Source organism: Micromonospora sp. NPDC049203 (assembly GCF_043197215.1).
GTDB lineage: Bacteria > Actinomycetota > Actinomycetes > Mycobacteriales > Micromonosporaceae > Micromonospora.
The window spans coordinates 236,672-256,564 of the sequence record NZ_JBICSV010000004.1; the positions used below are offsets into that span (position 1 = coordinate 236,672).

Below are 19,893 nucleotides of genomic sequence, written 5' to 3' on the forward strand. Positions count from 1 at the left end.
CCGTGGCGACGAGCAGCCTGGCCGACCGGGCCCGCGACCAGATCGGCGGCGAGCTGCGCAACCTCGCCACCGCACTCGGTGAACGGGCCGTGCAGGTGGTCACCGACCGGGTCACCGACGCCACCGGGCGGCTGAGCGAGTACGCGAAGCGCGACGGCGATCCGGGCCTGGTGGCCGCCGCCACCGGCGCGCACCGGCTCGCCGAGGGCGCCTCCCCGGTCAAGGCGATGGTCCAGGCCGGCCTGGCCGGCGGTAGGGAGAAGCTGATGGCGGCGTTCGGCGTGCGCAGGGGAGGCCGGGAGGGCGGCCGTACGCCAGGGGTCACGAACATCGTCGAGGCGATCGAGGTCGGCGTGCCGGTCCGGGTCGCGTACGACCAGTGGACGACGTTCGGCGACTTCCCGAGCTTCATGCGGAAGGTCGAGCGGGCCGACTGCGACGCCGACGAGAAGATGACCTGGACGGCGCGGATGCTCTGGTCGCGCCGGAGCTGGCAGTCCACGATCGTCCGGCAGGTCCCGGACCGGCTCGTCCACTGGCGGTCCACAGGCGAGAAGGGCTCCGTCGACGGCACCGTCAGCTTCCACGAGGTCGCCCCGGAACTGACCCGGATCCTGGTCGTGCTGGAGTACCACCCGCGCGGCCTCGTCGAGCACACCGCCAACCTGTGGCGGGCCCAGGGCCGCCGGGTCCGGCTGGAGCTGAGGCACTTCGTCCGGCACGTGATGACCCGGACCGTGCTCGACCCGGACGCGGTCGAGGGCTGGCGCGGCGAGATCGAGGACTCCCGGGTGGTCAGGGACCACGCGACCGCGCTCCGGGAGGAGCGGGGTGACGCCGGGCCTGCGGACGACGAGTACGCCGCCTACGACGAGGGCAACGACTTCGGCGACGACGAGTACGCCGGCCAGCCGGTCCGGTCGGCGGCGGAGCGTTCCCGCGACCGGCAGGCGCGCGGGCGCGGGGAACCCGGGCGCCGCCGCCGTGTCCCGGAGCCGCCCCGCCGCCCGGCCGCGCGCCGCCGCGGCGAGAGCTGACCGGCCGCGCGCCCTCGCGCTGGGAGCTGACCGGCCGCCCGGGGAGCCGGCCGGTCGCTACCGGCCGGTGGCGTACGACTCCAGGTGTGCGAGCTGCACCGGGTCCAGGGAGGGCCGGACGCGGGCCCGGGCCGCCTCGACGTGCGCGGCGGTCACGGTGCTCGCGTTCAACGACTCCCGCATGGCGGCGAGCGCCGCCTCCCGGATCAGCGCGGCGCAGTCGGCGGCGGAGAAGCCGTCCAGCTCGGCGCCGAGCGCGTCGAGGTCCACGTCCGGCGCGAGCGGGACGTCCCGGGCGGACGCGCGGAGGATCTCCGTACGGGCCGGACCGTCCGGCGGGGGCACGTAGACCAGCCGTTCCAGCCGGCCCGGACGCAGCAACGCCGGGTCGACCAGCTCAGGGCGGTTGGTCGCACCGACCACCACCACGTTGCGCAGCGCCTCCACCCCGTCCAGTTCGGTCAGCAGCGCCGCCACCACCCGGTCGGTCGTACCGCCGTCGGTGGCCTGCCCGCGTACCGGGGCCAGCGCGTCCACCTCGTCCAGGAACACCAGCGTGGGCGCGGCCTGGCGAGCGCGGCGGAACAGCTCCCGGACCGCCCGCTCGCTCTCACCCACCCACTTCGAGAGCAGCTCCGCGCCCTTGACCGACAGCACGTTCGCCCGTCCGGAGCCGGCCAGCGCGGTCACCAGGTAGGTCTTGCCGCAGCCGGGCGGACCGTAGAGCAGCACCCCGCGTGGCGGCGTCACGCCCAGCCGGGCGAACGTGTCCGGATAGGTGAGCGGCCACAGCACCGACTCGGTGAGCGTCTGCTTGACCTCGTGTAGCCCGCCCACGTCGTCGAGCGTCACCGACGCCAGCTCCAGCGTGGACGCGGACATCGTGGTCGGCCGGACCACCTCCAGCGCGGCGGTGAAGTCGGCCATCGCCACGCTCGGGGTCTCCGCCGTCTTCTGGCGCAGCGCCGCGCGTACCCCGGCCTCGCGCACCAGCGCCGCCAGGTCCGCCGCGACGAACCCGGGGGTACGGCCGGCCACCTCGTCCAGCCGGACGTCACCGGCGAGCGGCACCTCGCGGGTCAGCACCGTCAACTGCTCGCGGCGCAGCGCCGCGTCGGGCAGCGGCACGGTGATCCGCAGCGCGAGCAGGTCCGGGCCGCGCAGCGCCGGGTCCACCGCCTCGGGGCGTCCGGTCGTGCACACCACAGCCACGCCGGCCCGCAGCGTCTCGGCCACCACCTGCCGGAACACGGTGGCCAGCGGACCCGGCTCGTCGGCCGGGGCGATCGCCTCCACATCGGTGACAAGCAGCACGGCGGTGCCACCGGCGCGTACCGCCGAGGCCGCCTCGCGCAGCCGGCCGGCCGCCGCGTCGTCGGTGAGCGCGGCCAGCTCCGGCGCCCAGAGCGGCCGGACGCCCGCGCCGACCCTGGCGGCGACGGCGCGCACCAGCGCGGACTTGCCGGACCCGGCCGGGCCCTCCACCAGCACACCGAGCGAGACGGTGGTGCCGAGCCGGCCCAGCACCTCGCGGTGGTGGAAGCCCAGGTCCAGCAGTTCGGTCAGCTCCTCGGCCTGGGCGCGCAGGCCGGGCAGCTCGTCCACGTCGGGCGCGTCCTCCGGGCCGAGCAGGTCCCTGTCGGGTTCCGTCCCGGGCGGCGTGGCGGGGGCGGAGACGCGTGCGGTGGAGGCCGAGGACGCCGGGCCGGAGCCGCGGGTGGCGGGGCCGTGTTCCCAGCCCACTACCGTGTCCATGGTGACGAGCGCGCCGACCGCCGGTTCGGCCGACACGACGGTGAGCAGCGTGCTGGTCCAGGCGTACCCGACGGAACTGGCGAGACTGCGCCGCGCGGCCTCGATCAGGCCGCGCACGGCGGCGTCCGGGAGCACGTCCTGCGGCAGCAGCGAGACGTCGTCCCCGGCGGTGACCACCTTGCCCAGCAGCGCGAGCCGCAGCATCTCCGGCGGGACCGCGGCGACCACGGCGGGCGGGCCGGACAGGGTGAGCCGGCGTGCCGGGGTCGCCGGTAGCGGGCTCACCGTGACCTGACCGCCGGCTCGCAGGCCGAGGTTGCCCAGCAGCAGGTCGTCGGCGTGCAACAGGGCGCCGCTGGTGCTCGCCTCGGCGGCGGCCGCGATCCCGGCGGTGACCCGGCGGCCGGTCAGGCGTACCGGGTCGCCGGGCCGCAGCGCCAGCGCGGTGAGCACCTCGGGGTGCAGGCGCACCACGCCGCGGCGGGCGTCCAGCGCGGCCGGCCGCAGCGTCGCGGTCAGGGTCAGGTCGGGTTCGGCCACCCGCCGACAGTAGCCGCCCGGATCATCAGGTGCCCGGTCACCGCGGGCCCGGGTCGTCCAGCAGCGAGGGGTCGCGCCGGATCATCTCGGCCAGCCGGGCCGCCGGGTCGGACTCCAGCGGGTCGTGGCCGGGTGCCGGCACCGTCTTCACCGACATGGGCCATGCCGGTGGCGGCGCGGGCGGCGCCGCCGGGCCCACCGTCACCGCGGTGCCGGACCAGGAGACCCGCAGCGGGTACGCCTGCTCGCCCAGCTCCACGCGGAGCGTCACGGCCAGTCCGGGGTGCTCGGCCACCACCCGGCGGACCGCCTCGGCGACCTCCTCGACCGGGTCACGCCGTACCGGAGCGTCGCCGCCGCGCAGCCGGTACGCGCCGTGCCCCGCCCGCCCGTCGCCCGGCTCGTCCGCCGGCTCCGCCATCTCCGCCGGCACGTCCCGCTCGGGCGTACCGGCGGGCTGCCCGGCCATCGGCCCCCGGCGGCGCAGCGCCTCCTCGCGCCGGGCCATCCGGGCCAGTGTCTCGTCCAGATCACCTCTCATGGCGTCCACCCCTTCGCCAGACAACGGATCGAAACGACTGCCGGTTCTCAGCCTGCCCGGGATCGGGTCGCCCGGTCCAGCGCGCGGTCCAGGACGACGAGCAGGGCGTCCCGTACCGAGAGGCGGTCCCGGGCGTCGAACTGCACGAGCGGCACGTGCTCACCGATCGCCAGCGCCCAGCGGATCGACGGCAGGTCCAGGGCCAGCCGGCCGTCGAAGGCGTTGACGCCCACCGCGAACGGCAGCCCGGACCGCTCGAAGAAGTCGATCGCGGGGTAGCAGTCGTCGAGCCGGGCGCTGTCCACCACCACGAGCGCGCCGAGCGCGCCCCGGGCCAGGTCGTCCCACATGAAGCCGAAGCGCGCCTGGCCGGGCGTACCGAAGAGGTAGAGCTTCAGGCTGCGGTCGATCGTCACGCAGCCGAAGTCCATGGCCACGGTGGTGGTGGTCTTCCCGGCGACCCCGCCCGGGTCGTCGATGCCGATGCCGGCGGTGGTCATCTCCGCCTCGGTGGTCAGCGGCGCGATCTCGGAGATCGCGCCGACTGTGGTGGTCTTGCCGACCCCGAAGCCGCCGGCGATGAGGATCTTCACCGGGATCGGCGGCCGGGGCGCCGGCACCCGGCTGACGATCGGGGCCGGTTCGGCCGGCGGCACACCCGGCGGCAGGTACGGCAGCGGCGGGGTGGGCGGGGGTGGTGTGGCCCGGCCGATCAGCGGCGCCGGGCCGCCGTAGCGGCTCGGCGCGCTGTTGGCGGCCGGCCCGCCCGTGGCGGCTGCCGGCCATTCAGGAGATCGCACGAAGTCCATCAATCACTCGCAGGATGATGTCGGGATCGAGGGCGTCGTCGACGTCCGCGACGTGCACGTCGAGATGGCCGGCGGCGCGCAGGTCGCCGACCAGCACCCGGGTCACCCCGAAGTGCATCCGGGTCCGGGCGGAGATCTCGGCCACCGAGACGGGCTCGGCGCAGATCGCGACGATCGCCGCGAGTTCCGGGGCCAACCGGGCGGTCACCGCCCACGAGGTGCTGCCCGGGTGAGCGGTGACCTGGGTCTCCAGGCCGATCGCCGGGTCGCCGTCCACCCGTCCGGAGGTCAGCACGAAGGGGCGTGGGCCGGTCGGCTCCCCGTCGACCGCGTCCGGCTCCGGTGCCGGAGCGGACGCGTTCAGGAAAGGGCGGATCCGGATGCCGGGTTCCGGCTCCGGGTCCGCGCCGGCGGCCCCCGGGATCATTGCTGTACGGCGTTCTTCAGCTCGGCGATCAGGCGGGGACTCAGCGCGCCGCCGGCCCGGCCGGCGAACAGCGTCATCTCGTACGCCACGGTGCCCAGGTTGGCCGTGCGGTCGGCGACGACGCCGAGGACCGAGCCGCTGCTGATCGCGCTGATGAGCAGGTACCCCTCGGCCATGTCGACGATCACCCGGTTGAGCGCGCCGAGCGCGTACCAGCTGGCGGCACCCCCGGCGAGGCTGGTCATGCCGGAGACGACGGCGGCGAGCCGTTCCGCGTTGGACCGGTCCTTGATCGCGGACATGGCCATCAGCAGCCCGTCCGAGGAGACCGCGATCGCCTCCATCACCCCGGCGGTGCTGGAGGTGAACGAGTCGAGCAGCCAGTTGAAGGTGCGTGCCTCGGGACTGAGGTCGCCGGTGGCGGTGCTCTGTTCGACGTTCTCGTGGAGGAAGGGGCTGGTCACCGTGATGGGTCCTCTTCGTAGCGGCGGTCGGTACTGACTTCGCGCAGAGCACGGGCGACGCCCGCCTCGAACTCGCTGATCCGGTTGCGGACCTCGACGGGATCGCCGGGGTCGGAGCTGGTGGGGGGCACGGACTGCGTCGGAGCGACGGACAGGTTCGCGCCGGGCACCCGCCGGCTGAGCCGGGGACGTTCCGCCACCGGAGGTGTGCCGCCGACGTCGCCCTGGGCCCGCCGTACCCCGTCCTCGAACTCCTCGACCAGGGCCCGGACGCTCGACGGATCCGCCGGCACGCCGATCAGCGGACCGCCGGTGGCCGGACCGGCCGGCGCGGCCGGCGGGGCGGCCGGCAGGTTCGCGCCGGGTACCCGCTGCCGGATCGGCGACCGGGTGCCGGGCCGGCCGGCGGGCGGGCCGACCGGGTTCGGCCCGGTCGGCGCCGGCATGGCCGGCGGTGACCCGGCCGGTGCCGGCGGGCGGGCACCACCCGGCGGCGGCGCGGGTGCCGGCCGGTGCTGCGGTGCGAGCCCGGGACGGTGCTGCGGTGCGAGCGCCGGGGCCGCGGCCGGGCCCGCCGCCGGCGTTTGCGCCGGACGGTGCGGCGGCACAAGCGCCGGGCCGGTGGGCGGCGGCACCAGGGCCGGGCCGGTGGGCGGCGGTGCGAGCGTCGGCCCGGCGGACGGCGCCAGGGCCGGGCGGGCGGGCTGCGGGGTCCGGGTCGGGCCGGTCGCCGGCCCGGCGGCCGGGGGAGCGGCCGGGGCCGGGCCGACGACCGGGGTCGGCGGGGCGACGTGCCCGGCACGCGCGGCCGGGCCGACAAGCGGTACGGCCGACGGCGGCCAGACCGGCGGCGGGCCGCCGGCGGGCTGTCCCGGCTCCTCGGCCGGTTCTGCCTCGCCGGCCTGGCTGCCGAAGGCGTTCCACGGGTCACCGCTGGACATGCTGCGGGTGGCCCGGCTCAGCAACTCGACGTCGAAGCCGGCCGGCGCCTCCACTGCCGGCGGCTCCGGCTCGCGGGTGCCGGGCACAGCGGCCCGGCCGGCGCTGACGCCGACCGGCTCGGGGCGGCGGATCACGAGCGAGGCGGCCGGGATCTCCAGGGCTGCGGTGACGCCACCACCGGGGGTGTGGCTCAGCCGGGCGCTCCAGCCGTGCCGGCGGGCCAGCCGGCCGACCACGAACAGGCCGAGCACCTCGGTCGGGGCGAGGTCGAGGCGTTCCCGCCGGGTGAACCGGGCGTTCTCCTCGACCATCCGGTCCTCGGTCAGGCCGATGCCGTGGTCGACCACGACCAGCCGGGCCCCGCCGTCGGTCAGCTCACCGGTCACCACCACGCGGGTGTGCGGCGGCGAGAACGAGGTGGCGTTCTCCATCAGCTCGGCGAGCGTCAGCACCAGGTCGCCGACGATGGCGGGTGCCGCCGCCACGCCGGGCGCGACCTCCACGTCGACGCGGGTGTAGTCCTCGATCTCACCGAGCGCGAGCCGGACCACGTCGGCCAGCGGGACCGGCGCCACGTGGCCGTCCGAGCCGGTGGCGCCGGAGAGCACCACCAGGCTGCCCGCGTTGCGGCGCAACCGGCTGGAGATGTGGTCCAGCCGGTAGAGGTGCTCCAGGCGGCCCGGGTCGGTCTCCTGCCGTTCCAGCCGGTCGATGAGCGCGATCTGACGGCCGACGAGGTTCTGCGTACGCCGGCCGACATGGCCGAACATCTGCGCCACGTTGCGCCGGCCGGCGACCTGCCGCTCGACCAGCCGGGCGGCGGTGTGCTGCACCCTGTCGAACGCGCGGGCCAGGTCGCCGATCTCGTCCCGGGCGCTGACCTCCACCGGGTCGAGGCGTACCGGGGGGACGCTCTCGGACTCGTCGTCGGCGACCCGCGTCAGCTCGGCCTCGGTGACCCGGGCGACCCGCTCGGCGGAGCGGGTGAGCCGGCTCAGCGGCCGGGCCACCGTACGCGCCACCGTCATGCTCAGCAGCACCACGACGAGCAGGATCGCCGCCGCCGCGAGACTGACCAGCCAGGCCGCGGTCAGCGCCTCCCGTTCCCGGGCGCGCGTCTCGGCGATGACGTCCGCGACGACCTTCTTCTCCACGAACTGGCCCAGCGTGATCATCGACCGGGCCGAGGGGAACAGCACGTCCAGCGGCACCGGCGCGATCGCCCCGTCCGGGTCGCGGAGGCTGTCCACCAGGAACGTCGGGCTGGTCCGGGCGGCCACCGCCGCGTCGTCCAGCTCGGCCACCTTGAGCTGCTCGGGCGTGATCAGCTTGCGGAACCGCCGGTTGTCGACGTTGAGCGCCGCCATGCAGGCCACGAACGCCCGGGACACCAGCGGGTCGCCGGTCGCCTTGACCAGCACGATCTGGGTGGTGCACGAGCTGAGGGCCTCGTCGACGCGCAGCAGCGCGTCCAGGGCGAGCACCTGCCGTCCGGCGGCGGTGTCGGTGTCCACCTGGAAGGGCAGCCGCAGCGCGTCGATCAGGGCGGTGTCGACCTCGCCGAACACGGTCAGGATCTGTTGCGGCGTGGCGCGGCCGGCGAGCGTGGCGTTCCGGACGTCCTCCAGCCGGCGTACCTGGTCGAGGCTCGCCCGGACCGGCGCCGGCAGCGGCTCGGCGCGCAGGTCGGCGACCCGGTCGTCGACGGTCGCCGACTTCTGGATCAGCTCGGTGCGGCTCACCCGCCGCAGCAGCAGCCCGACCGAGAGCAGGCGTTCCTGCTGGAGATCCTGGACCAGGCTGCCGACCCGGCTGGCGATGCGGACGGTCTCGGCGGTGTCGGCGGCCTGCCGGGCGGCGGACACCCGGTCGATGACCACGGGTACGGCCAGCCCGACCATGCTGAGCAGCGGGATGATCACCAGCAGGGCGAGCTTGCCCCGGATCCGCAGGCTACCGAGCAGCATCGAACGGCCTCCACCCGTCGGAGTCGATGCCGCGCCCCACCGCGACCGGCCGGCGGTCGGTCTCGGGCGCGGCGAGCGGCGGCGCCGGCGGGGCCTCGGCCGGCTCCCGGCGTGCCGCGGCCGTGCGGAACTGGTCCCGGCGCAGCGCGGCCACCTGCAGAGCGACGATCCCGGCGATCAGCACCAGCGCCGCCCCGGCCGCGATCCGGCCCAGCAGCCGGTCCCGATCCAGGTCGTCGAGCCGTTCCCGCAGCAGCGCGTCGAGCTGGTCGAGGATGACCGTCCGGAGCTGCTTGGCGGCGTTCTGCGCGCTGAGCCCGGCGCGGGTGAGCTGGTCGGTGCCCGGGGCGGACCGGCCGCCGCCGGGCGCCGAGTAGACCGCGAACGTCTCCAGCGAACGCTGGTAGGTGTCCAGCGGGGTGAGTACGTTGGCGCCCAGGTCGGTGCTCTCCGAGTTGTCCACCGCCGAGCGCAGGTCGGTGACCAGGTCGGTGGCGGGACCGAGCGCGGCGACCCGCAGCTCGGCCAGCTCCGCGCCCGTCCTCGCGCGTTGGTCGGCGGGGCGCTTGGCGGCCAGCCGGGCCAGGTCGACGAGCCGTCCGGCCAGCACCGTCGCGGTGGGCAGGTCGCCGCCGATGCCGTCCTGGAGGAAGAACGAGTCGGCGCGGGGGTCGCGGATCAGGCCGGAGCTCTCCCGTACCTTGCGGTAGAGGGCCAGCAGCAGGTCGGACGCCTCGCCGTAGGCCCGGTACGCCGCCTCGGGGTCGCCGATCCCGCGGTCGGGCAGCGACTCCAGCTTGGCCCGCAGCCCGGCCCAGCGTTCGTGGGTGCGCAACTCGTCGCCGACGGCGTTGTCCACCTCCGCGACGCCCTCGATGGCGGCAGCGAGCGAGGCGCGGGACACGGCGCCTTCGGCGACGGCGATGGCCTGGGCCTCCACCAGGGTGTCGGTGACCGGCCCGAGGGCGCGCAGGTAGCGGACGCCGAGCCGTTCCCGGCTGGCCAGGTCGTGGTCGTCGGAGTAGTCGCGCTCGGCCTGGATGAAGATCAGCCCGAGCGGGGCCAGCAGTGCCAGTGCCAGCACCAGGGCGAGCGTACGGCCCGGTACGGCGGGCCGCCGACGGACCCGCGACGCGGGGACTGTCATGGTGTGTCTCCTCCGGCGACGGCGGGGCGGTCGGTGCGCCGGGAGGTCGCCGTACGCAGTCCCGTGCACCGGACCGGAAAATTAGTCGAACCGGATGCGGGTGTGACCTCGGCCGATGAGTCGGCTTCACGTCAGTCCACTTCGGGTCACCCTGTGTCGGGGCGAAAGGCACGTAGCGTGTGATCGTGCTGCCGAGAAATGACATCGACGCTGGTTTGCGCCGGTAGATGTGAATTCACATGATCCGAATACGTCTCGCTGGGATGCTCTGGACCTTTGGCGGATGAGGGACGCCACGCGACGAACGGTGCAACCGGACAGACGTACGGCGGATCTCAGCGAATGCTCAGCCGCCGGCCCGTACCGTGTGCCGCATGAGATCAACCGCCGCGCGGCTCCGGCGCGCCCTGGCCGGCCGTCCGCGCCGCACCGTCGCCGCAGTGGTGGTGATCGTTCTCGTCGCCGCCGCGCTGGTCTGGACGGCCCGGCCGCGCGGCGCGGACTTCCGGACCGAGTCGACGACTGTGACAGTGCGTTCCGGGCCCTCCGGCGACGAGCCGGTCGATCTGGACACGACGCTATACCTGCCGGCGGACGCGTCGGCGTCGAAGCGGGTGCCGGCGGTGCTGCTGGCGCACGGCTTCGGTGGCACCAAGGACTCGGTCCGCCCGGACGCCGAGGACCTGGTCGCCCGTGGGTACGCGGTGCTCACCTGGACCGCCCGCGGTTTCGGGCGCAGCGGCGGTCAGATCCACCTGGACAACCCCGACTACGAGGTGCGGGACGCGCAGCGCCTGCTCGACCGGCTCGCCGAGCGCCCGGACATCCGCCTCGACTCGCCGGGCGACCCCCGGGTCGGCGTGGTCGGCGGCTCGTACGGCGGCGGCCTGGCGCTGCTGCTGGCCGCGCAGGACCAGCGGATCGACGCGATCGTCCCGATGATCACCTGGAACGACCTGTCCCGCGCCTTCCTGCCGGAGAGCAGCGGCCGGCAGCCTGCCGACGGCGTGTTCAAGAAGGGCTGGGCCGGCATCTTCTTCGGCGGCGGCGGAAACGCCGGCTCCGGCCCGGCCGGGCTCTCCGGGGCCACCGCCGCCGCGCCGGAGGGCGCTCCCGAGTCGGCCGGCCCGCCGAGCCCGCAGCCGGGCGCCGGGCCGGGCACCGGTTCCGGTCGCGCGCCAGCCGGCGCCGCCGACCCGGCGTGCGGGCGCTTCGCGGCCGACGTCTGCGCCGCGTACCTGCGCATCGCCACCACCGGCCGAGCCGACGCGGCGGCGGTCGAGCTGCTGCGCCGGTCGTCACCGGCCGGCGTGCTGGACCGGATCAAGTCGCCGACGCTGCTGGTGCAGGGCGAGGCGGACACGCTGTTCCCGCTGGCCGAGGCGGACGCCAACGCCCGGGGCATCGCCGCCGCCGGCACGCCGGTGCGGGTCGCCTGGTTCACCGGCGGCCACGACGGCGGCTCCGGACCCACCTCCGACTCCGACCGGGTGAAGTTCCTGACCGCGCAGTGGCTCGACCACTACGTCAAGGGGGACGGGGCGGCGCCCGGCGACACGTTCACGTTCTCCCGGATCGCCGGGTTCGACGCGCTGGACCGGGGCCTGGTGGCGACCGGCTTCCGTACCGCCGACTATCCGGGCCTGACCGGTGAGGGCCGCCGCGAGGTGACGCTCGCCGGTCCGCCCCAGCCGGTCGCCGTACCGCCCAACGGCAACCCGGCGGCGATCTCCTCGGTGCCGTTCGCTGGCGCGCTCGGTTCGCTGCTGGACGGCGTGGCCGGTGACATCCCCGGCCAGCACGCCCGCTTCGAGTCCGCGCCGCTGGACGAGCCGGTGGACGTGGTGGGCGCGCCCACCGTGCGGATCAGGGCCGCCTCCGCGACCGGCGAGGCGGTGCTGTTCGTGAAGCTCTACGACGTCGACCCGCAGGGCGCCGCGACGCTGCCGTCCGGCCTGGTCGCGCCGGTGCGCCTGACCGGCCTGCCGCCCACCGTCGAGGCGGCCACGCCGGTCACCGTCACGCTGCCGGGGATCGTCCGGCGGGTCGAGGCCGGGCACCGGCTGCGGCTCGTGGTGGCGACGTCGGACCAGGCGTACGCCTCGCCGGCCGAACCGGCCGTGCACACGGTGGCGCTGGCCGACGGGCCGCTGACGCTGCCCACCGTCGACGCCGCGCCGATCCCCACCACGGCGGCGATCTGGCGCTGGGCGCTGGCCGGCCTGCTGGCCGCGATCGCGGCCGGGCTCGTCGTGGTCGTGCTGCTCACCCGCCGCCGGCACCGCCGCCAGGACGACTCCGTGCACCCGGAGTACGCGGGCGTCCCGCTCGCCGTGCGCAACCTGCGCAAGGAGTACGCGGACGGCTTCGTCGCGGTCTCCGACGTCGACTTCGAGGTGCACCCCGGCCAGGTGGTCGGCCTGCTCGGGCCCAACGGCGCGGGCAAGACCACGACGCTGCGGGTGCTGATGGGGCTGACCCAGCCCACCGCCGGGGAGATCTACGTCTTCGGTCACCGGCTGGTGCCCGGCTCGCCGGTGCTCTCCCGGATCGGCGCGCTGGTCGAGGGGCCGGGCTTCCTGCCCCACCTGTCCGGGCTGGACAACCTCAAGGCGTACTGGCGGGCGACCGGCCGGCCGTGGGAGGACGCGCACTTCGACCAGGCGCTGGAGATCGCCGGCCTGGGCGACTCGGTGCACCGGCGGACGAAGAAGTACAGCCACGGCATGCGGCAGCGGCTGGCCATCGCCCAGGCCATGCTCGGCCTGCCCGAGCTGCTGGTGCTGGACGAGCCGACGGACGGGCTGGACCCGCCGCAGATCGCCGAGATGCGCCGGGTGCTCCAGCGCTACGCCACGGACGGCCGGGCGGTGCTGGTCTCCAGCCACCTGCTGGCCGAGGTGGAGCAGACCTGCACGCACGCGGTGGTGGTGAACAAGGGGCGGATCGTGGCGTCCGGCCCGGTGGAGGAGATCGTCGGCGAGTCGCCGAGCGTGCTGTTCGAGGTGAGCGACCCTGATGCGGCGCGGACGGTGCTCGACCGGCTCGACGGCGTACGGGTGCTGCCCGACGGCGACGGCGGGCTGGTGGTCGACACCAACGGCACCGCCCGCAGCGAGGTGGTGGCCGAACTGGTCCGCGCCGGTATCGGGGTGGACCGGGTGGTGCCCCGGCGCCGCCTGGAGGACGCGTTCCTCGCCCTGGTGGGCGAGAACTCTCGGGGAAGCGGGGACCGGTGATGGCGGGTTCGTCTGTGGCATCGTCGCCTGGTGGCGGCACGTTCGGTAGGCCGGGGCCGGGCGCGGGCGGGGCGGCGGCGGGCTACCGGCCCTCGGCCACGCTCCCGTTCGGCGCGGAGTTCCGGCGGCAGGCGTCGCGCCGGCGTACCCAGCTCGCGCTGGGGTTCATGGTGCTGCTGCCGCTGATCATCCTGGTGGCGTTCCAGTTCGACGCCGGGGACGACGACGGCGGCGGGCGGGGCGAGTTCTCCAGCCTGGCCGACCTGGCGACCTCGGGCGGGCTCAACTTCACCCTGTTCTCGATCCTGGTGTCCGCTTCGTTCCTGCTGGTCGTGGTGGTCGCGCTGTTCTGCGGTGACACGGTGGCGAGCGAGGCGAGCTGGGGCAGCCTGCGCTACCTGCTGGCCGTGCCGGTGCCCCGGGCCCGGTTGCTCGCGGTGAAGCTGGTCGTCGCGCTCGCGTACTCCGGGCTGGCCCTGCTGTTGCTCGCCGGCACCGCGCTGCTGGCCGGCACCCTGCGGTACGGCTGGAAGCCGCTGAGCAGCCAGGTCTCGGCCGAGCTGGCACCGGCGGACGGGTTGTTGCGGCTGCTCGGCGTGCTCGGCTATCTGGCGGTGGTGCTGCTGGTCGTGGCCGGGCTGGCGTTCCTGCTGTCGGTGACCACGGATGCCGCGCTCGGCGCGGTCGGTGGCGCGGTGCTGCTGTGGATCCTGTCCAGCATCCTGGACCAGATCACCGCGCTGGGCGGGCTGCGCAACCTGCTGCCGACCCACTACAGCAGCGCCTGGCTGGGGTTGCTGTCCACGCCGATGCAGACCGACGACGTCGTCAAGGGCGCGTTCTCGGCAATCGTCTACGCCACGTTGTTCTGGAGCCTGGCCTTCTGGCGCTTCACCCGCAAGGACGTCACCAGCTGAGGTGACCGCCGGGGTACCCGCATTGGCGCGTCCGCCCATATCATGGGAGCGTTCCCATGCAATTGTCCCGCCTGCAAAGAAATTGATTAACATCGATACATGTGATCGCCATCCTGGAGCCGTCAAACACCCGCCCCAGGAGGTCACACATGATTCCGACCCAGCTCAGCGGCCCTGTCCTGTCCCTGTTCCGCGTTGTTGTGGGGTTGCTGTTCCTATGCCACGGCGCGGCGTCGATATTCGGCGTCCTCGGCGGCAACCGAGGCTCCGGCGAGGCCGTCCCGTTCGCCACCTGGCCCGGTTGGTGGGCGGCGCTGATCCAGCTCGTCTGCGGCGTGCTGGTCCTCGTCGGCCTGCTCACCCGTCCGGCCGCGCTGCTCGCCTCCGGCTCGATGGCGTACGCGTACTTCGTGGTGCACCAGCCCCACGGCCTGCTGCCGATCCGCAACGGCGGCGAGCTGGCCGCGCTCTTCTGCTGGTCGTTCCTGCTCGTGGCAGTGCTCGGCCCGGGCAGCTGGGCGCTGGACGCGCTGCTTGCCCGCCGCCGCTCCGCCCCGGCCGAGCCCGCCGCCGCGTCGCCCGCCTCGGTTCCGGTCTGATCGGCCGCCCGACGGGATCGCGGTACGGGAGGGCGCTTCCGTACCGCGATCCCTGTCAGAGCGGGTTGACCGGCGAGGTCGAGGGGGCCGGTGGATCGGAGCGTGGGGGCGCCTGCGTCGCCGGGTCGGCGTCGCGGCGCTTCCAGGCGCTGACGCCGAGCCGGCCGGTGTTCCCGAGGTCGATCGGCCCGTCCAGCGTGACCGGGTACGCCGGCCGGCCGGTCGACGGGGCGACGTCGAGTTCGGCGCCCGCGGTGGCCACCACCGTCGGGTCAGTGACGAGGTTGCGCCAGATCAGCGCCGCGCCGGCCCGTTCACCCGGCGCCAGCACGATCCGCGTGGGCGGGTGGTCGAAGCCGGCGGTGATCGGCGCCGCGCCCGGGATGATCCGTACCGTGATCGCATCCCCGTCCGCGTCCCGGAGCGCGACCGCCGGATAGCCGCGCAGCTCGTACGGGCGGTCGCCGCAGTTGACCAGCTCCAGGCCCATCGCGCGCAGCCCCATGGCCGCGCTCACGCCGAGCCCGGTGATCCGGATGCCCTCCGGGGAGCAGGCGGCGGTAGCGGGTGGGGCGGCCTCGGCGCCGGGCCGGGGCGGCGCCGACGGCAGCCCGTCGACCGGGTCGGGTGCCGGCGCGCAGCCGGCGAGCAGTGTCGCGCCGGTGAGGAGCCCGATCCGGGCCGCCGCCTTCCGCATCAGGCGATCATGTCACCCCGCCGGGAGCGCTCCCCGCCCCCCGCGCGAGCGCGCGCACGATCTGCCGCCGGACGTCGTCGGCCGGCGCCGCCAGCACGGCGGTGACCGGTGACCACGACGGCGCCGGAGCCGCTCGCGGTGGTGGACCGGCCCGCCGTGGTGGAGCCGGCCGCGGTGGTCGGACGCTGAGCCGGCCCACAGCGTGGGATACCCGGGTGGCGCGCCCGTGAGCAGCGCATAGACTCGGCGGCACAACTGAATACCTCATCCAGAGGGGCTGAGGGATACGGCCCGACGACGCCCCGGCAACCACCCGCACGCTCGACGACGAGCGACAGCGGGCAGGTGCCAATTCCGTCCCCGCCGCACCCGGCGATGCGGGGAAAGATGAGAGGAACCTCCTCGACATGACGTCGACGCTTCCCGTCGCCACCGGTATCGACACCACCCTCAGCCCGGCCCGCGCCCTGGTCTGCCGCGCCTGTTCGGCGCGGTACCCGCTGGCCGCACAGCACGCCTGTTACGAGTGTTTCGGGCCGCTGGAGGTCGACTACGACACCGCCGCCCTGGCCACCGTCACCCGCGAGCGGATCGAGTCCGGCCCGGAGAACATCTGGCGGTACGCGCCGCTGCTGCCGGCCGGTCAGGACCCGGCCACCCGGGTCACGCTCGACCCGGGGCTGACCCCGCTGGTGGCCGCCCCGCACCTGGCGGCCGAGCTGGGGCTCACCGCGCCGCTCTGGGTCAAGGACGACAGCGCGAACCCCACTCACTCGTTCAAGGACCGGGTGGTCTCGGTGGCGCTCACCGCGGCCCGGTCGCTCGGCTTCACCCGCTACGCCTGCGCCTCCACCGGCAACCTCGCCAACTCCGTCGCCGCGCACGCGGCCCGGGCGGGCGTGCCGTCGATCGTCTTCATCCCCGGTGACCTGGAGCAGGGCAAGGTCGTCACCACCGCCGTCTACGGCGGCGACCTGGTCGCCATCGACGGCTCGTACGACGACGTGAACCGGCTCTGCGGCGAGCTGGTGGAGACCGACGAGTTCGAGGACACCGCGTTCGTCAACGTGAACGTGCGGCCCTACTACGCCGAGGGCTCCAAGACGCTCGGCTACGAGGTGGCCGAGCAGCTCGGCTGGCGTATCCCGGCCCAGGTGGTCATCCCGATGGCCAGCGGCGAGCTGCTCACCAAGATCGACAAGGCGTTCGCCGAGCTGGTCGAGATCGGGCTGGTCGAGGCACCGGCCGGTGGCTGGAAGGTGTTCGGCGCGCAGTCGGCCGGGTGCAACCCGATCGCCACCGCGCTGCACGGTGACACCGACACGATCACGCCGGTCAAGCCGACCGGCATCGCCAAGTCACTGAACATCGGCGACCCGGCGGCCGGGCTGTACGCGCTGGAGGCGGTACGCCGTACCGGCGGCTGGATGGACTACGCCGACGACGACGAGATCCGCGCCGGCATCCGGCTGCTCGCCCGTACCACGGGAGTGTTCGCCGAGACGGCGGGCGGCGTGACTGTCGCGGTGCTGCGCAAGCTGGTGGAGTCGGGGCGGCTCGACCCGGCCGCCGAGACGGTCGTCTTCAACACCGGCGAGGGCCTGAAGACGCTCGACGCGGTGGCCGGCGAGGTCGGCCCCACCCACCGCATCAAGCCCAGCCTGCGTGCCGCCCGCGACGCCGGCCTCCTCGCCTGACGGTCCCTTCTCCCGCCACCCCGGCCGGGCCGGGGTGGCCGGGTGGGGGAGGACGGCTCGCCCGGGTGGGGGATCGGGTAAGACCGGTGGGTAACCGGTGATGTGCGCTGAGTGCCAGAAAACCGCCCTCAGGGACTTGACGGCAGGAACCGGACGGCGCAAGATGCTTCGTGCGGGAGGGCATCCGCCGGAGACTTTTCAAGTTCTTGCGACCCAACGCCGGAGGCGTTGTGCGGACGTCCCTCCCGACCAACGTCCGAAGAGGCCAGCGGAAACCGCTGGCCTCTTCGCTGTGTCCGGCGCACCCTGGGTGACATGACGCTGACCGTGACACCGCTGGATCCCGCCGACCGGCAGACGCTCGACGCGGCGTACCGGATCGCGTGCGCCGCCCAGGCCGTCGACGAGCCGGACCTTCCGCCGACCTGCCGCCGCCGCTTCGAGGCGCTGCTGTCGCACCCGATGCCCGGCATCGAGGGACGCTGGCTCGTTGCCCGCCTGAACGGCCTGCCGGTGGGCTGGCTCCGGCTGCACCTGCACACGATCGAGAACACCGAGAACGCGACCGTCGAGCTGACCGTCGACCCGGCGTACCGGCGGCGCGGCATCGGCCGCGTGCTGCACGAGCACGGCGTGCGGCTGCTCCGCGAGCACGGCGGCAAACGCCTTGTCGGCTCGACCACCGCCGCGCTGCCCGGCGAGGAGGACCGGGTCTTCCCCGGTGCCGCGTTCGCCGCCGCCATGGGCGCGAAACCGGCGCTGGCCGACGTCCGCCGCCGCCTCGACGTGGCCGGGCTCGACCGCGACCGGCTGGCCGCGCTGCTGGCCGGAGCCCGCGCCGCGGCGACCGGTTACCGGCCGGTGCGGTGGCGCGACCACACCCCCGAGGAGTACGTCGCGGACGTCGCCTACCTGGACGGTCGGCTGCTGCTCGACGCCCCGATGGGCGAGCTGGACTGGGAGCCGGAGCAGGTGGACGCGGCGCGGGTACGGGACGCGGAGCGGGCGCTGGACGCCCGGGGCGTACGCCGCTACAACACCGGCGTGGTGCACGAGGCGACCGGCCGCCTGGTCGGGTGGACGCAGCTCAGCATTGACGCGAGCAGCACCGACCATGCCTGGCAGCAGATCACCCTGGTCGACCCCGACCACCGCGGCCACCGGCTCGGCCTGCTCTGCAAGGCCGGGAACCTGGCGTACGCGCTGGCGCACGAACCGGCGCTGCGGGCCGTCGACACCTGGAACGCGGTGGCGAACCGGCACATGGTCGCGATCAACGACCAGCTCGGGTACCGCCCGGCCGCCGGGTCCGTCGACTGGCAGTTGACGATCTAAAGTTGTGACACGCCCCTACTGATCTGGTGCCTTTCTGTTGCATGATGGCGGGCATGACGGAGACCCCGCACCCCCTGTACGACAGGCACCGCGAGACCCTCGACCGGGCGCTGACCGCCATCGCGGAGCGCGGGTACTGGTCGGCCTACCCCGAGTCGCCCAGCCCCCGGGTGTACGGCGAGACCGCCGCCGCCGACGGCAAGGCCGCCTTCGGGGCGTACCTGGGCGGCGACTTCCCGCTCGACCAGGCCGGTGACGGCACCACAGTGGCCACCGAGGTCAGCCCGTTCGGGCTGGCGCTGGACGTGCGCTACCCGCACGCGGGCGCCGACCAGCTGGTGTCCGCCGCGAGCGCCGCGCTGCCCGCCTGGCGTGACGCCGGCCCGCAGGCCCGGGTCGGTGTCTGCCTGGAGATCCTGGACCGGCTGCACAGGAACATCTTCGAGCTGGCGAACGCGGTGCAGTTCACCAGCGGCCAGGCGTTCGTGATGGCGTTCCAGGCCGGTGGCGCGCACGCGCTGGACCGGGCCCTGGAGGCGGTCGCGTACGCGTACGCGGAGATGACCCGCCACCCGGGGACCGCCGGATGGGAGAAGGCCGCCGGCAAGGGCGACCCGCTGCGGATGACGAAGACGTTCCACGTGGTGCCGCGCGGGGTCGCGCTGGTCATCGGCTGCAACACGTTCCCGACCTGGAACTCGTACCCCGGTCTGTTCGCCTCGCTCGCCACCGGCAACCCGGTGGTGGTCAAGCCGCACCCGCGCGCGGTGCTGCCGCTGGCGATCACCGTCAGGTACGCCCGCCAGGTGCTCGCCGAGGCCGGGTTCGACCCGAACCTGGTGCAGCTCGCCACCGAGACGGACGGTGAGAAGCTCGCCACCACGCTCGCCCTGCACCCGGCTGTGAGGATCGTCGACTTCACCGGCTCCACCGAGTACGGCGACTGGCTGGAGGCGAACGCCCGGCAGGCCGCCGTCTACACCGAGAAGGCCGGCCTGAACACGGTGGTGATCGACTCCACCGACGACTTCGCCGGGCTCTGCCGCAACCTCGGCTTCACGCTGACGCTCTACAGCGGCCAGATGTGCACCACCTCGCAGAACCTGCTGATCCCGCGCGACGGCATCGCCACCGACCAGGGGCACAAGAGCTTCGACGAGGTGGCCGCCGGGATCGCCGGCGCGGTCGCCAAGCTGACCGCCGACCCGGCCCGGGGCGTCGAGCTGACCGGCGCGATCGTCAACGACGGCGTGCTGGAGCGGCTGGAGGAGGTCACCAAGGTCGGCGAGCCGGTGCTGGAGTCGCGCACCGTCGAGCACCCGTCCTTCCCCGGCGCCGTGGTGCGTACGCCGACGGTGGTGAAGCTGGACGCGTCCGACACCGCGATCTACTCGCGGGAGTGGTTCGGCCCGATCTCGTTCGCCATCGCCACCGACTCGACCGAGCACAGCCTGCGCATCATGCGCGAGACGGTGGGGGAGAAGGGCGCGCTGACCGCCGGCGTCTACTCGACCGACGAGGCGGTGCTGGACGCGGCCGAGGCGGCGGCGATCGACGCCGGGGTGCACCTGTCCTGCAACCTGACCGGCGGGGTGTTCGTCAACCAGTCGGCGGCGTTCTCCGACTTCCACGGCTCGGGTGCGAACGCGGCGGCCAACTCGGCGCTCACCGACGGCGCGTACGTCGCGAACCGGTTCCGCATCGTCCAGAGCCGCCGCCACTCCTGAAAGGAGGGGCCCCTTCTTAACGCCTCCGGTAGAGGAGGGGCCCCCTTTTAACA

At 74.4% G+C, this 19,893-nt stretch carries 15 protein-coding genes and 1 riboswitch; of the genes, 7 read left to right on the plus strand and 8 right to left on the minus strand.

What is annotated here, in order from left to right:
- The first annotated feature begins 2 nt into the window (after positions 1-2).
- A complete protein-coding gene (locus ACGFIA_RS13545; RefSeq protein ID WP_357389877.1) occupies positions 3-1,037 on the plus strand; it encodes an SRPBCC family protein in 1,035 nt (344 codons plus the stop codon).
- Between the two features lie 57 nt (positions 1,038-1,094).
- Here the strand turns inward: ACGFIA_RS13545 and ACGFIA_RS13550 are convergent, their stop codons facing one another.
- From ACGFIA_RS13550 to ACGFIA_RS13580, 7 genes are read right to left on the minus strand one after another with little or no spacing between them, the layout of a single operon-like run.
- Positions 1,095-3,332 (minus strand): AAA family ATPase, encoded by a 2,238-nt coding sequence (locus ACGFIA_RS13550; protein WP_357389875.1) that lies wholly within the window; start codon positions 3,330-3,332, stop codon positions 1,095-1,097.
- A 37-nt stretch (positions 3,333-3,369) separates the two neighbouring features.
- Positions 3,370-3,873: a hypothetical protein gene (locus ACGFIA_RS13555; protein WP_357389873.1), complete on the minus strand. Its 504-nt coding sequence runs from the start codon at positions 3,871-3,873 to the stop codon at positions 3,370-3,372.
- Positions 3,874-3,920: 47 nt separating this feature from the next.
- Positions 3,921-4,682: an ATP/GTP-binding protein gene (locus tag ACGFIA_RS13560; protein WP_013288868.1), complete on the minus strand. Its 762-nt coding sequence runs from the start codon at positions 4,680-4,682 to the stop codon at positions 3,921-3,923.
- Positions 4,660-5,109 carry a DUF742 domain-containing protein gene (locus tag ACGFIA_RS13565; RefSeq protein WP_357389871.1) on the minus strand — a complete coding sequence of 150 codons (450 nt, stop codon included), beginning with the start codon at positions 5,107-5,109 and terminating at the stop codon, positions 4,660-4,662. The genes ACGFIA_RS13560 and ACGFIA_RS13565 overlap by 23 nt, the downstream gene beginning before the upstream one ends.
- On the minus strand, positions 5,106-5,573 hold the full coding sequence (locus tag ACGFIA_RS13570; RefSeq protein WP_357389869.1) for a roadblock/LC7 domain-containing protein: 468 nt from the start codon (positions 5,571-5,573) through the stop codon (positions 5,106-5,108). The genes ACGFIA_RS13565 and ACGFIA_RS13570 overlap by 4 nt, the downstream gene beginning before the upstream one ends.
- Positions 5,570-8,482, minus strand: coding sequence for a nitrate- and nitrite sensing domain-containing protein (locus ACGFIA_RS13575; protein WP_393260077.1), 2,913 nt, complete (start codon positions 8,480-8,482; stop codon positions 5,570-5,572). Before ACGFIA_RS13575 ends, ACGFIA_RS13570 begins: the two co-directional genes overlap by 4 nt.
- Positions 8,469-9,629 (minus strand): hypothetical protein, encoded by a 1,161-nt coding sequence (locus ACGFIA_RS13580; RefSeq protein ID WP_393260080.1) that lies wholly within the window; start codon positions 9,627-9,629, stop codon positions 8,469-8,471. Before ACGFIA_RS13580 ends, ACGFIA_RS13575 begins: the two co-directional genes overlap by 14 nt.
- A 374-nt stretch (positions 9,630-10,003) precedes the next feature.
- On the opposite strand from ACGFIA_RS13580, the gene ACGFIA_RS13585 reads away from it, so the two are divergent.
- The 3 genes from ACGFIA_RS13585 to ACGFIA_RS13595 all read left to right on the plus strand — a co-directional run bounded on the left by ACGFIA_RS13585 (position 10,004) and on the right by ACGFIA_RS13595 (position 14,384).
- Positions 10,004-12,868 carry an alpha/beta fold hydrolase gene (locus tag ACGFIA_RS13585; RefSeq protein ID WP_393260083.1) on the plus strand — a complete coding sequence of 955 codons (2,865 nt, stop codon included), beginning with the start codon at positions 10,004-10,006 and terminating at the stop codon, positions 12,866-12,868.
- Entirely contained in the window at positions 12,868-13,785 is a 918-nt protein-coding gene (locus ACGFIA_RS13590) for an ABC transporter permease subunit (RefSeq protein ID WP_357390163.1), read from the plus strand. The genes ACGFIA_RS13585 and ACGFIA_RS13590 overlap by 1 nt, the downstream gene beginning before the upstream one ends.
- A gap of 149 nt (positions 13,786-13,934) precedes the next feature.
- Positions 13,935-14,384: a DoxX family protein gene (locus ACGFIA_RS13595; protein WP_393260086.1), complete on the plus strand. Its 450-nt coding sequence runs from the start codon at positions 13,935-13,937 to the stop codon at positions 14,382-14,384.
- Between the two features lie 55 nt (positions 14,385-14,439).
- Here the strand turns inward: ACGFIA_RS13595 and ACGFIA_RS13600 are convergent, their stop codons facing one another.
- On the minus strand, positions 14,440-15,081 hold the full coding sequence (locus ACGFIA_RS13600) for a DUF4232 domain-containing protein (protein ID WP_393260089.1): 642 nt from the start codon (positions 15,079-15,081) through the stop codon (positions 14,440-14,442).
- Positions 15,082-15,342: 261 nt separating this feature from the next.
- Positions 15,343-15,475, plus strand: a riboswitch (SAM riboswitch).
- Between the two features lie 13 nt (positions 15,476-15,488).
- Here ACGFIA_RS13600 and thrC point away from each other — a divergent pair.
- The 3 genes from thrC (at position 15,489) to paaN (ending at position 19,840) form a co-directional block, all read left to right on the plus strand.
- Positions 15,489-16,778 (plus strand): threonine synthase, encoded by a 1,290-nt coding sequence (thrC, locus tag ACGFIA_RS13605; RefSeq protein ID WP_357390157.1) that lies wholly within the window; start codon positions 15,489-15,491, stop codon positions 16,776-16,778.
- Positions 16,779-17,093: 315 nt separating this feature from the next.
- The gene (locus ACGFIA_RS13610; protein ID WP_393260092.1) at positions 17,094-18,113 is read left to right on the plus strand and encodes a GNAT family N-acetyltransferase; all 1,020 of its coding nucleotides are present in this window, start codon (positions 17,094-17,096) and stop codon (positions 18,111-18,113) included.
- Between the two features lie 53 nt (positions 18,114-18,166).
- Positions 18,167-19,840, plus strand: coding sequence for a phenylacetic acid degradation protein PaaN (gene paaN / locus ACGFIA_RS13615; RefSeq protein WP_393260095.1), 1,674 nt, complete (start codon positions 18,167-18,169; stop codon positions 19,838-19,840).
- Positions 19,841-19,893 lie beyond the last annotated feature (53 nt).

Excerpts from the sequence above, each read along its gene's own strand:
- ACGFIA_RS13555 (WP_357389873.1), bottom strand. The coding sequence starts at position 3,873 with ATGAGAGGTGATCTGGACGAGACACTGGCCCGGATGGCCCGGCGCGAG.
- ACGFIA_RS13560 (WP_013288868.1), bottom strand. The coding sequence starts at position 4,682 with ATGGACTTCGTGCGATCTCCTGAATGGCCGGCAGCCGCCACGGGCGGG.
- ACGFIA_RS13565 (WP_357389871.1), bottom strand. The coding sequence starts at position 5,109 with ATGATCCCGGGGGCCGCCGGCGCGGACCCGGAGCCGGAACCCGGCATC.
- ACGFIA_RS13575 (WP_393260077.1), bottom strand. The coding sequence starts at position 8,482 with ATGCTGCTCGGTAGCCTGCGGATCCGGGGCAAGCTCGCCCTGCTGGTG.
- ACGFIA_RS13580 (WP_393260080.1), bottom strand. The coding sequence starts at position 9,629 with ATGACAGTCCCCGCGTCGCGGGTCCGTCGGCGGCCCGCCGTACCGGGC.
- ACGFIA_RS13585 (WP_393260083.1), top strand. The coding sequence starts at position 10,004 with ATGAGATCAACCGCCGCGCGGCTCCGGCGCGCCCTGGCCGGCCGTCCG.
- ACGFIA_RS13590 (WP_357390163.1), top strand. The coding sequence starts at position 12,868 with ATGGCGGGTTCGTCTGTGGCATCGTCGCCTGGTGGCGGCACGTTCGGT.
- ACGFIA_RS13595 (WP_393260086.1), top strand. The coding sequence starts at position 13,935 with ATGATTCCGACCCAGCTCAGCGGCCCTGTCCTGTCCCTGTTCCGCGTT.
- ACGFIA_RS13600 (WP_393260089.1), bottom strand. The coding sequence starts at position 15,081 with ATGCGGAAGGCGGCGGCCCGGATCGGGCTCCTCACCGGCGCGACACTG.
- thrC (WP_357390157.1), top strand. The coding sequence starts at position 15,489 with ATGACGTCGACGCTTCCCGTCGCCACCGGTATCGACACCACCCTCAGC.
- ACGFIA_RS13610 (WP_393260092.1), top strand. The coding sequence starts at position 17,094 with ATGACGCTGACCGTGACACCGCTGGATCCCGCCGACCGGCAGACGCTC.
- paaN (WP_393260095.1), top strand. The coding sequence starts at position 18,167 with ATGACGGAGACCCCGCACCCCCTGTACGACAGGCACCGCGAGACCCTC.